Below are 11,098 nucleotides of genomic sequence, written 5' to 3' on the forward strand. Positions count from 1 at the left end.
AACTTGCTGAAGTTTCAAGTGATGAAAAGGGCTTTTTATTCGGTCATTATTCAATCGTGTGATGTCTTTTGCGTGAAGCTGATTTTTTAGGCGGTATGATGGCACTCTCGATTTTTTCATACAAAAGAATACCCTCATCAATTAAGCCTACTACACGAGGGAATCTTGGAAGTAAGCTATGAATAGCATAAGCACAACTCATCCCAAGCACCATACCGGACAAAACGTCTGTTGGATAATGCACACCAATGAACACGCGGGAAAGGGATACACCAACCGCAAGAACCATCCAGAAGCGTTTCCCCTTTGGTTTGATATAATACCAGTAGGTAGCTGCGATAGCTAGTGCCGCTGTCGCATGGTCGCTTGGAAAAGAAGCATCCGCATCATGCGGTACCAATGGTGTCAATGGCAGCGTAACGAACGGTCGATCACGATTGATGAGATGTCCTAACACCCAGCTTATTCCCATGGAAATACAACAGACAATGATTGTTTGGATAATCATTCGTTTGTTTTTACGATTTCCAAAAAACCAATAAACGGGGATGCTCAGGTAAAAGAGGTATTCTGCATATTTAGCTAGAAAAATGCTAATCCAGCCGACAACTGAATAGGAAGCAGCAAAGGAGCTGAGGGCTTGTACAACAGTAGAATCCAAGGTTATTTCCTCCAGTTCATAAACTCTGACAAAAATCCTTCCCCCATTATATACCGTAAAGGTAGTAAATCCACCACCAATCCTTACTAAATTAATCTCTATCTAAGGTCACAAGCAGAAGAATCCTTTCGGGTAGGCTATTTACCATTACGTTTAAGGGAAGAAAAAGGTTACGAGGCAAGCAAGTTGCTATAAAAAATGTTTGAAACCTAGATAGAATAAGCATGTATGCGATTACAATGATGGCTGGGCTGTTACAAAATCACATTCAGTCATAAAAAAACAATAGTAAATGTAGGATTTTCTGCTTTGATGTAGAATATAGGTTACTATTCCGTCTTGTGGAAAGTCTTTGCAATGCAGAAGGAGAATGTTTCATGAATAGGCCAACATATACCATCACTAGTTACATCAAGAAGGTTTTTCGGCCAGGGGAGCGTTCACTTCCAAGAACTGATATCATTGCGCGCTTAGAAGAGCAATTACACTTTATGCCAAATGGAAAAAGCGCGGAAGAAATCCTCTCCGAAGCCATGCAGCTTACTGATTCGCCCATAAAGGTTGGCAGAACCGAAGCGATCTTAGAGCTTACATACCAACCACATCAATTATTTGATCAGGCATATCGTTTTGTGAGAAAATCTCATTCTCCCAAAAATTTAGACCAAATGATGCGTGAATTGCGTCAACATACCCATTTTTCCTGGAATCAGATCACCAAATTGCTGATACTGGATAAAGACCCGCGTTTTGTTCAATACGTTGGAGATGAACGCTGGTATCTTGCTGAATGGAAACTGGCTAATGACTCCATTTATGAATTTTTGGTTAGCAAGGAAATCGACAGACTATCTATCCGCCTTTTGTTTCACATGGTGGAAAATGAGCTGAAGCTGTCTATCAAAGAAAGCATGTTTGTACCGGAATTGGACGGCCGCTTTACAGTTAGTGGCGAAAACATTTACGTAAATTGCCAAGACGATAAAGCAAAAGCTGTACATGAAATGCAAACTGCACAGGCACAAGTAGCTACGGCAGAGACTGTGATCGAAAACGATCAGCTAGCACTTGACCATACCGAGCCACAAGCAAAAAATTTAGAGGCCGTACAGGAGGAAAAAATCATGATTACAACCCAAACAAAAAACGTTTTAGCAGAGGTAGAACAGCTATTAAATAAGGCAGTTTCCCTTTTGGACCAACGTAATGTCGAAATGTCCCAAGAGGTAATTTCTCATTTCCAAGAGAGTAACATGGATGCCATTGAAATTTTGATGAAGGAAAAACATAAAAACGAACAGGTAGTTACCGACATTAAAAATATTGTGACTACACTTGATCAAGAATAATGAAGGCAGAAGAGTCCATTTGCATGGAAAAGAGATTTTATGTGATCCGTGAGATCATTTTGCAGTATGAGGCTCGCTTAAAGCATATGGAAAAGATGGTGGTTCAATTTTTTTCCACCAATCAATTAGAGGCCATATCTGAATGTGTTGCTGAACGTGAGAGAATTGAGAAGCTTATTAAAAAGCTACAACATTTTGTTGAAAAATGGGAAGCATACACAGATATGAGTATTGATTACTAGGCATTCGGGTAGAATAACTTGCAATCAATTCGGGAAATGCGATATAACTAGAAGGATTGTGGCAATTCCTAGCTGAAGGTTAGCTGGGTCGAAAGGAGAAACAACCCCCCATGTCAGTCGGTAGAAATGAACTGTGTCCATGTGGCAGCGGTAAGAAATATAAAAAGTGCTGTGGTGTTGTGACGGACATTGCTCAGGTACGCATGGCTCGCGAGCAAAAGCTCCGCAAAGAGTTTGCTACTTGGACAGAACGTCTAACGAAATATGTGGTGCAGCATGTCAATGATATAGAAATAAGCAGGGCTAGAGACCGTTTTGCACAAGAAACGGGCCTTACCCTAAAAGAGCTGTTCCAACCACGCTGGATGGACCATTTTATGAATTGGTATGTGTTCGATGTGAAAAGCGAGGGTGTTTCTGTCCTTGAACATTTCATCGGTCAATACGGTAAACGAATGGATCAAGATATAAAAGAAGGTTTATTACATCTTCAATTGGGTCTATATGAGATTACATCTGTTACAGAAGATATGACTGTTGTTACTGATTTGTACACCAATCAGGAGCACAATCTAATCTCTTCCCAATCTGTTGCGCTAAAGCCAGGCCAACTCCTGCTTGCTAGATTAATTCCGCTAGGCTATCGTGATTCTATCTTCTCAGGCAGTCTCATGGTAAGCGCTACGCTTAAAAATGAATTGCTAACGATAGTGAAAAATATGGAAAGTTCCGGTAGAGAAGCTGTGTCACTAGCTCTTTACAAGCGTTTAAATGAGCAGGGTGTAAGCTATGAGCAGGAGCCTGAGGAAGAGAGTATGGTTCGCTTTGTTTATGAAGGCGTGCATGCTCCTGAAATCAGACGCTTATTAAAAACACACGGGTCCTTTGAATCCAAAAAGCAAGAGCCTTCTCAGGAGACTTGGGTATATGCTTCGCAAAAGGATGAATTCCTGATTCGCTCTTTAGACAGTGCCTTGTTGGAACTTCATGAAATTGCAGCAGAATTGATTTTAGAACAAAATCGACTAACGATTGAAGGCTATAAACCAGGAGTTGAACAGGCAAGTGATGCGCTTAAACTAGGTACCCCAACTGAAGAGATAGCAATTAATGGATTAACCTCGACAGGAACAAAGCTGGCGAAGGGTACATTATTCATTACAAGTGCGCCTACATTACCGCCTAAAGTATTACAATGGGCAGTTCAGAGTTACTTTACAGAGAAGTGGTTGCAGACGTCTCAGATGGAGCTACAGGATGTACCGCCATTGCTGGTAGCCGCTTCTGATAAACAAGAGTTAAAAAGTGCCCTTACTCAAATCTTAGACAAGCTAGAGCATGAGGAAGCGATGGGACAAGGCATTGCGCGCTTTATGAATATTGAAGTGCTAAAGACCAAACTGTCCATGCCGAATCATTTGCATCATATTGCTAATCTGTTGGATCGTCCGTTAATCGAAGGTTTACCGGAGAGCATTTTTACGGTTCGCCCAGAAGTGCTGGCTGACATAGCTTCTTTCGTAGAGGAAATGACAGCAGGAAAATCTGAGCTAACAATGAAAAAATACGATGAGACGATGAACCTGTTCCGCACATTTATTCGTAATGCTTTTGGTCCTACTTTTGATTGGAACGAATTACGTATTCAGCATGTTGCTTATTTCTTAGCGCATGATGTGCTGGAACGTGTTGATACGCCGTCCAAAACGTTAGCGAACAATCTGCTTTCTGTTCTAACAGCGTTCTTCAAATGGTTAGATAAAAAGCACCAGACCTTATTAACTGCTGATATGCTGAACGTAATTAGTCAGCTTAAAGAGGATCTGCCTGAGGCATATCGTATGCGCACGTTGTTAACCAAGGAAGCGAATCATTCTCTACACCAATCCTCTCTGCAACCGCAGGTGGTGCTAGAAGAAATGTTAGCTTATGCTGGGAAAAAACAACCTGAGCATGCCTTGATGCGTCAAAATGGTGAACAACTATCATTTGTAACAGAACAAGAAATAGTGATGAGCGAGGGCTGGAGCATATTTGCAATCGCTGGGCTTGTAGAGGATGGTACACTCCGTCTCTATGGTGCCCCAGAGATTTATCCACCCGCTATTACTGAATTGGTGATAGCTGCTACTAAACAAAAAGCGTAATTCATATTCATCCCGTCTTACTAGCTGAGTGAGGCGGGATGTTTTGCTTATTGGGCGCCTATGAATGGAGAAGCAAGGATACTCACACAATAAAGAGAGCAAGATAAAAGGAGGAGAACAGATGGCAAAGCAAATCAAAGGCAAAAGCGATAAGTACCATATTCGTCATGGCGGAGATGCGCACCATACGGGGCAAAATGCAAAGCATGAGAATGAGAGCAAGCCGGTAAAAGGCTTTAGCCAAGCACCTCACGGGATGCAATAGTTCATCTGTTAACTCTAAATCATATCTCGCTATCTTCACTTTTCCGAACCCCTTTCGTTTCTTATTAGCGAAAGGGGTTTCTGATTTCATAGACATTTTTCTACAAAATACCACTTGCTTGTGATATGATAGAGGATGTAGTTTTTAGCAAAAATAGGTGAAAAGCTCTATTTCACTTCCTGAAATCTCAATTTATAATGATGGGAATTGTGAGACAAGAGGCTTGGGTTGTAATGGTAAGTGTAACCTTTCTAAGGTGTTGGCTGTCTTAACAAAGGAACATAGATTGCGAGTGGCAAGATTATTTGTCACATAAGGAGACTGATTACATATGCAAGAAACGGTTGCGAACACGAGTAAGCGCACCGCTTCCAAACCGAAGAAACCTAAGAAAAAGAAGACAAAGCTACGCATAATTCTTCTCACCCTGTTAGCCTTATTCATTTTGGGTGGTGGGGCCTATGCCTATTATGTGTACCAGACATTCGATAAAGCTATAGAGAAGGCAACGGAAGACCCTTATCAAGATGTAAACAATGTACTGCCTGTTGATACGAGCTATAGCTCAAACAAACCTATCTCTGTTGTACTGTTAGGACGAGATTCGAGGCCAGAGACAGGCTCGGCTAATACCGATGTAATGATTGTTGGGGTTATTGATCCTGATACGAAAAAGGTGACAATGATCTCCATTCCCCGAGATACCCGAGTCAAAATTCCAGGCTACCGCGGATATCATAAGGTGAATGCTGTATTTGCCAACGGAGAGGCTGAACGCCGTCAGGCGAAAGCAAAAGGGGAAACACCTACCGAAAATGGGATCACCCTAACGAAAAAAACGCTTGAGCAGGTGCTAGGCATTCCGGTTAACCACTATGTTGAGGTTGATTTTAATGGATTCAAAGCGGTCGTGGATGCGGTAGGTGGAGTGGAAGTCAACATAGATCGTCGACTTGTATATGACGATCCTACTGATAACACCCATATTAACCTTAATCCGGGGCGCCAGGTGCTGAATGGTAAGAATACACTTGATTATGTGCGACACCGTCACGATAATCGCGGTACCAAGTATTATTCCAATGACTTTGATCGAAACCAACGTCAGCAGGAAGTAATTAAGGCGATTATGAATAAAATGCTGTCGATCGAAGGCTTTGCTAAATTGCCTAAAGTGATTGAAACCACTGGTGATCATATCCACACTGATTTTAGCAAGGAACAAATACTAGGCATTGCCAATGACTTTAAAAGCTTTAACATGGATAATTTCGTCGTAGTAGACAGTGGAGCCTTCTGGAGCTCAAGTACAAGCTACACATTGCTACCAACAAGCAAAAAAGATGAGATTCGCCAAACCTTACAAGCTGCTATGAGGCTAGACAGCAACGAGATGGCTAAAATTGATTACAACGACTCTCCGTTTGATAATCAGGTAGTAGAATATGTAAATAATTCCAAATCGAAAAAGAAGCAGCAATCGACGAAATCTAAGCAATCAAGTAACAAAGTTCAATCGGAAGCGAAAGACTCCGATACAACCAAAAATGGAAATGAGCAGCAAGGTAACGAACAAGACCTATTAAATGGTAATGGACAAAATGGTGCAAATGATTCCGGAAATAATGGATTGGATAACAATAATGGAAGCTCAGGACAGTCGGAGAGTAATTCACCGCCAGCCGATATTATTGACGCTCCTAATTTCCAGCAAAATACCCCAGCTTCTAATCACGAAATGACGCCTCCACCGGTAAATATTACGCCACCATCAGGTGCGAGCTCACCTTCTGTTGGAAGGGCAACACTTCCCGAGAGCCAAGTGTCCTAAAAGACGGGTAGCCAGTGGGAAAGAGAGGTTTTAGAATACTCGTAGCAACAAATAATATAGTAGCATGCCAGCTGGAGAACTTCAGCTGGTTTTTTTTGCTGATAAGGATATATAACGGTGTACAAATCTATGCCAGAATCATTTTTTTAGCTGAGGTGCCTGTGATAAAAAATGTTCCTGTCCCGGGAAAGTTTATAAAAGGTTGATTTACTGATGGCAGGCCCTGATGCTTTGAATGAATCAATCATTTCCAAAATAAATTATTTCAAAGGGATATGAGGTAGTTACCAAAGAGCAAAATCATGATAAAATAAAAGAAACAATCAGAATATTTTTAGGGCTGTATGTTTTGGACGAATGACATTGGCTGTAAGGGAAAGGGGAGATAGGTATGACACTTTTTTTGGTGAATACGGGCCTTGTTCTTTTATTCTTGTATTTTATTAGTCGTCAGAACGATGATGAAATCCTGTATGATGAAGATTATTTCCTCGAACACCCTTCTGCGTTGGAAGAATATCAACAAATGCCAATTGAATTTCAGAATGCCTTCTTCCGTAAGCATAAGGAGTGGCTAAAAGAAAAGTATATGCTAGGAGATAGCTATTTGCTGGGATACTGTCCAAATAAAGATGTCAGGCGGATATGGCTGTCGGAATTTCTAAATAATAAGGACTGCCATCCAACACCATGAATGAGAAAGTAAAAGGCTACTGCTTTATGAAAGCGGTTTCTTTACTTTACGGCTTCCTCTGATTTCAGTATGATGGATGAAGTGCATCATGAGGAGGAAGAAAACGATGTTAGATATATTGGTAGCAAAAGTAGACGAAGAGCTTTCAGCCTACGGTGTAACCACAGAGGTATTACTAAAAACAGAACGCTCGATTTTAGAAGGAGAAGAATACCACGAGGTTGAGATGCGGTTCATGGAGGATGAAGCAAGGGAAGGTACACCAGTAGCCGTTATTCACTTATTTCCGCTAGAAGAAGCAAAAATGTGCGAAATTGAAGTAGAGGTTACTTATCTTGTAGATGGACGAGATACCAACGCTTTATGGCAAGCAGCTAAAGCCATTGTGCCAGAGATCGCTTTTACAAGCAAAAAGCGCATGCTATCGCCAGAGCAGGACTCGCAGATGGAATGGGTTGCTGATTTTCATTTTATGCTTCCGCTCAATCCAATGGATGAGCAGGATGAATGGAAGCCAGTGCTTACAAATATGGCAGCACATGTAGGAAAATTGGTGCGTATTGTTTATTAACCTGTAAAGGAAAAGGCTCTCAATCGAGAGCCTTTTCTTTTACCATAATTCCGGTCTTTTCTTCATAAATTTTAAATAAAGCGGCCATATCCTCCATTGGATATTTTTCGCTAGCTTGCTGATACATTTGTTCAGCCAGCTTATTAATTGGCATGTCCAGCTCGTAGGCTTTTGCTAATTCTCCAGCAATCCTCATGTCTTTGTATAACAATTGATTGCTAAAGCGTGCATCAAAGTCACGTTGGTGTACCAATGGAACGATTCGATGCAGCATTTTGCTATCTCCCGTACTTGCTGACAGCACCTCATACAACTGAGTTGTATCAACCCCTGCTTTGGTAGCCAATATGAAGGTTTCTGCTAAAGCAGCCGTATGTACACCAATCAAATAGTTATTCATCAGCTTAGCAATACTACCATTACCGATTTTTCCTAAGTAAAACAAATTTGTTCCGAGTGCTTCAAATACTGGTTTAGCTCGCTCGTAATCGTTTTCTAATCCGCCACACATGATAGCTAGGGTACCGGCAGTAGCTCCCATCGGACCGCCGCTGATCGGAGCATCCATGTAAGATCCTCCCTTTGCTGTGATAGCGTCATACACGCGTTGATTTAATAACGGGCTTATCGTGGAGTGATCAATCACCAATGTTCCTGTCAGATCAGCACTTAGAATTCCATTTTCGCCAAAATAAACTTCTTCAATTGTAGAAGGAAGAGGTAAGCAGGTAAGTAAAATATCTACCTTTTCCACCAGATCGGCAGGGTTTTTAGCTTCAACGGCACCGAGAGAAACAGCTTTGTCTATAGGGCCGCGACTTCTCGAAACAACATGTACAGGAAATCCAGCTTTAAGTAAATTTTGTACCATAGGCAGTCCCATCGTACCTAGTCCAATAAATCCAATTGTATCCAGTAGAATCTCCTCCAATTTTTTATAGGTCATGCTTACTCATTATTATAACAGGGCAAAACAATCATCGTCAGAAAAAAAGGAATTTTTGAAGTGCGTAGAGAAATGAGTGAACATTCATTCAAAAATAGAAAGTGGGGATATCGGATGCTATCACATATTTTTCAACCAATTCAAATTGCAACACTACAGTTGCCTAACCGTGTGATTATGGGGTCCATGCATGTGGGCTTGGAAGCATTAGATCATGGATATGAGCGCCTTACTGCTTTTTATGTAGAACGAGCAAAGGGAGAAGCAGGCTTAATTGTTACGGGAGGAGCCGCAGTGTTGCCAGAGGGAGGTGGCGGAGCAGGCTTTACGAACATTTATGCAGATGAGCATATTCCACCACTATATAATATGACTCGTGCTGTCCATGAAGCTGGTGGAAGGATTGCGCTACAGCTTTTTCATGCCGGACGTTATGCTTACAAGGAAATGACAGGTCTCGACCCTGTAGCTCCTTCTCCATTACAAGCACCTATTAATCGAACTGCCCCTATTGAAATGGATGAGGAATTAATTTTACATACCATTCAAGCTTTTGCAGATGCAGCTCGCCGAGCGAAGGAAGCAGGCTTTGATGCAGTTGAAATCATGGGCTCAGAGGGGTACTTAGTTAATCAATTTTTGTCACCTGTGACCAATCAGCGTTCAGATGGATGGGGAGGAGATTTAAAACGACGTGCGCGATTTGGATTGGAGATAGCGAGGCAGGTTAAGAAAGCGGTTGGTCCAGAGTATCCTGTCATTTTTCGAATGTCTGGACTTGATGTTATGCCAAACAGTACGACATTAGAAGAAACGGTTCAATTTGCAGTATGGCTGGAGGAGCTAGGTATTGATGCCTTAAATATTGGTATTGGCTGGCACGAGTCGCAAGTGCCCACCATTTCTATGATGGTTCCTCGTGCTTCGTATGTTTGGGTAGCAAAGGAAATCAAAGCGGCAGTGGGTATTCCGGTTATTGCTAGTAATCGCATAAACGATGTTCGTTTGGCAAATCAAATCGTCGCAGAGGGACATAGTGATCTTGTTTCCATGGCTCGGCCTTTTTTGGCAGACCCGTATATTGTAGCCAAGAGCAGAGCCGGGCGTTTTGCTGAGGTTAATACATGCATTGCCTGTAATCAGGCTTGTCTCGACCACATTTTTGAAGGAAAAACAGCTTCTTGTTTAGTTAATCCATTAGCAGGTCGTGAATGGGACATTAGCATTACACCAGCGGAAAAGACTAAGAAGGTGGCAGTTATCGGAGCAGGTCCGGCTGGGCTGGAGGCAGCGCGTGTGCTAGCATTGCGTGGGCATGACGTGTCATTGTGGGAGAGGAATAATCGGTTAGGGGGACAGCTTAATTTTGCCAGTCAGGTTCCTGGGAAGAGCGAATTTAAGGAAACACTCCGTTACTACGAGAATGAGCTACGTAGACTAGGGGTAAAGGTACATCTGGGGGAGGAGGCCACCAGCGATAAGCTTGTCGCTGAAGGGGTAAGTGAAGTCGTCCTTGCTACCGGGGTAATACCACGATCACCTGAGCTTCCGGGGAAGGAGCTGCCGCATGTCGTAAGCTATGCCGATGTCTTTACAGGAAAGGTACCCGTGGGTCAGCAGGTCGTGATCATTGGGGCAGGGGGAATTGCCTGCGATTTATCACATCTACTGGTAACGAACACCACACTTTCAGCAGAAGCAGGTCAATATTTAGCGGAGTATGGGATCGTGTCAGCGAAATCATATGGTAGCATGCAATATAACAAGCGTTCTATCACGCTTTTGCGTCGAGGCAAACATGTTGGTACGGGATTAGGCAAAACCACTCGCTGGGCCGTTCTAGCGTTGTTAAAGAGACACGGAGTAGTGATGAAAACGGAAATTGAGTATAAAGAAATTTTACCAGATGGCGTTCGTATTATAGAGAAAGGACAAGAAGCAATCATTCCGGCAGATACGGTGATAATAGCAGCTGGAAGCACACCGAATCGCGTACTTGTGGACTCTTTGCCAGCAGAAATGAAGGTTCATCTGATTGGTGGAGCGAGGGAAGCTGGGGAATTGGATGCGAAACGAGCCATTTGGGAGGGCATGAGCGTAGGGAGAGAAGTATAGCGTACTCTACCGTACCGTGCAAAAGGATACTTTGAACAGATGTATTTTTGCTGTACAAAAAGTCAAGTAAGCCCTACGTTATTTGTTTTTGTCCCATACACATAATGCAATGCCTTACGTACAACATAAATAAAACCTCTCACCCACTCGTGGGACTGACCCCCGTTTGTAGGACAGGGATCAAAACACCTTACAAGTTTAAGCAGCCAGTCGTCGGAATTCAACCGGTGACTGGTTGTTTAGTTTTGTTTGAATGCGAATTGAGTTATAGTAAGAG

At 42.4% G+C, this 11,098-nt stretch carries 10 protein-coding genes; 8 read left to right on the forward strand and 2 right to left on the reverse strand.

Annotated elements, in window-relative coordinates; all coding sequences use genetic code 11:
- Nucleotides 1-46: 46 nt before the first annotated feature.
- Nucleotides 47-661, reverse strand: coding sequence for an undecaprenyl-diphosphatase (locus tag O0550_RS22185; RefSeq protein WP_003340102.1), 615 nt, complete (start codon nucleotides 659-661; stop codon nucleotides 47-49).
- Nucleotides 662-1,038: 377 nt separating this feature from the next.
- On the opposite strand from O0550_RS22185, the gene O0550_RS22190 reads away from it, so the two are divergent.
- The 7 genes from O0550_RS22190 (at nucleotide 1,039) to O0550_RS22220 (ending at nucleotide 7,760) form a co-directional block, all read left to right on the forward strand.
- The gene (locus tag O0550_RS22190; protein WP_258427234.1) at nucleotides 1,039-2,010 is read left to right on the forward strand and encodes a hypothetical protein; all 972 of its coding nucleotides are present in this window, start codon (nucleotides 1,039-1,041) and stop codon (nucleotides 2,008-2,010) included.
- A gap of 23 nt (nucleotides 2,011-2,033) precedes the next feature.
- Complete coding sequence (locus O0550_RS22195; protein ID WP_003340098.1) at nucleotides 2,034-2,252, forward strand: hypothetical protein; 219 nt, start codon at nucleotides 2,034-2,036, stop codon at nucleotides 2,250-2,252.
- Between the two features lie 110 nt (nucleotides 2,253-2,362).
- Entirely contained in the window at nucleotides 2,363-4,399 is a 2,037-nt protein-coding gene (locus O0550_RS22200) for an SEC-C metal-binding domain-containing protein (protein ID WP_258427235.1), read from the forward strand.
- A 121-nt stretch (nucleotides 4,400-4,520) separates the two neighbouring features.
- Nucleotides 4,521-4,664, forward strand: coding sequence for a hypothetical protein (locus tag O0550_RS22205; RefSeq protein ID WP_003340095.1), 144 nt, complete (start codon nucleotides 4,521-4,523; stop codon nucleotides 4,662-4,664).
- Between the two features lie 331 nt (nucleotides 4,665-4,995).
- Complete coding sequence (locus O0550_RS22210) at nucleotides 4,996-6,495, forward strand: LCP family protein (protein WP_181749221.1); 1,500 nt, start codon at nucleotides 4,996-4,998, stop codon at nucleotides 6,493-6,495.
- A gap of 391 nt (nucleotides 6,496-6,886) precedes the next feature.
- Nucleotides 6,887-7,189 carry a hypothetical protein gene (locus O0550_RS22215; protein ID WP_003338723.1) on the forward strand — a complete coding sequence of 101 codons (303 nt, stop codon included), beginning with the start codon at nucleotides 6,887-6,889 and terminating at the stop codon, nucleotides 7,187-7,189.
- A gap of 106 nt (nucleotides 7,190-7,295) precedes the next feature.
- Nucleotides 7,296-7,760 carry a hypothetical protein gene (locus tag O0550_RS22220; RefSeq protein WP_003340091.1) on the forward strand — a complete coding sequence of 155 codons (465 nt, stop codon included), beginning with the start codon at nucleotides 7,296-7,298 and terminating at the stop codon, nucleotides 7,758-7,760.
- Nucleotides 7,761-7,779: 19 nt separating this feature from the next.
- On the opposite strand, the gene O0550_RS22225 is transcribed toward O0550_RS22220, so the two are convergent.
- Nucleotides 7,780-8,706, reverse strand: a complete 927-nt coding sequence (locus tag O0550_RS22225; RefSeq protein ID WP_022586449.1) for an NAD(P)-dependent oxidoreductase — start codon at nucleotides 8,704-8,706, stop codon at nucleotides 7,780-7,782.
- A 114-nt stretch (nucleotides 8,707-8,820) separates the two neighbouring features.
- Here O0550_RS22225 and O0550_RS22230 point away from each other — a divergent pair, with 114 nt between their 5' ends.
- Nucleotides 8,821-10,821: an oxidoreductase gene (locus O0550_RS22230; RefSeq protein ID WP_258427236.1), complete on the forward strand. Its 2,001-nt coding sequence runs from the start codon at nucleotides 8,821-8,823 to the stop codon at nucleotides 10,819-10,821.
- Nucleotides 10,822-11,098 lie beyond the last annotated feature (277 nt).

This window comes from Brevibacillus halotolerans, from assembly GCF_026891775.1.
Lineage (GTDB): Bacteria > Bacillota > Bacilli > Brevibacillales > Brevibacillaceae > Brevibacillus_B > Brevibacillus_B halotolerans.

What these genes read in the sequence shown, in the direction of transcription:
- O0550_RS22190 (WP_258427234.1), top strand. Translation starts at nt 1,039, where the DNA reads ATGAATAGGCCAACATATACCATCACTAGTTACATCAAGAAGGTTTTT.
- O0550_RS22195 (WP_003340098.1), top strand. Translation starts at nt 2,034, where the DNA reads ATGGAAAAGAGATTTTATGTGATCCGTGAGATCATTTTGCAGTATGAG.
- O0550_RS22200 (WP_258427235.1), top strand. Translation starts at nt 2,363, where the DNA reads ATGTCAGTCGGTAGAAATGAACTGTGTCCATGTGGCAGCGGTAAGAAA.
- O0550_RS22205 (WP_003340095.1), top strand. Translation starts at nt 4,521, where the DNA reads ATGGCAAAGCAAATCAAAGGCAAAAGCGATAAGTACCATATTCGTCAT.
- O0550_RS22210 (WP_181749221.1), top strand. Translation starts at nt 4,996, where the DNA reads ATGCAAGAAACGGTTGCGAACACGAGTAAGCGCACCGCTTCCAAACCG.
- O0550_RS22215 (WP_003338723.1), top strand. Translation starts at nt 6,887, where the DNA reads ATGACACTTTTTTTGGTGAATACGGGCCTTGTTCTTTTATTCTTGTAT.
- O0550_RS22220 (WP_003340091.1), top strand. Translation starts at nt 7,296, where the DNA reads ATGTTAGATATATTGGTAGCAAAAGTAGACGAAGAGCTTTCAGCCTAC.
- O0550_RS22225 (WP_022586449.1), bottom strand. Translation starts at nt 8,706, where the DNA reads ATGACCTATAAAAAATTGGAGGAGATTCTACTGGATACAATTGGATTT.
- O0550_RS22230 (WP_258427236.1), top strand. Translation starts at nt 8,821, where the DNA reads ATGCTATCACATATTTTTCAACCAATTCAAATTGCAACACTACAGTTG.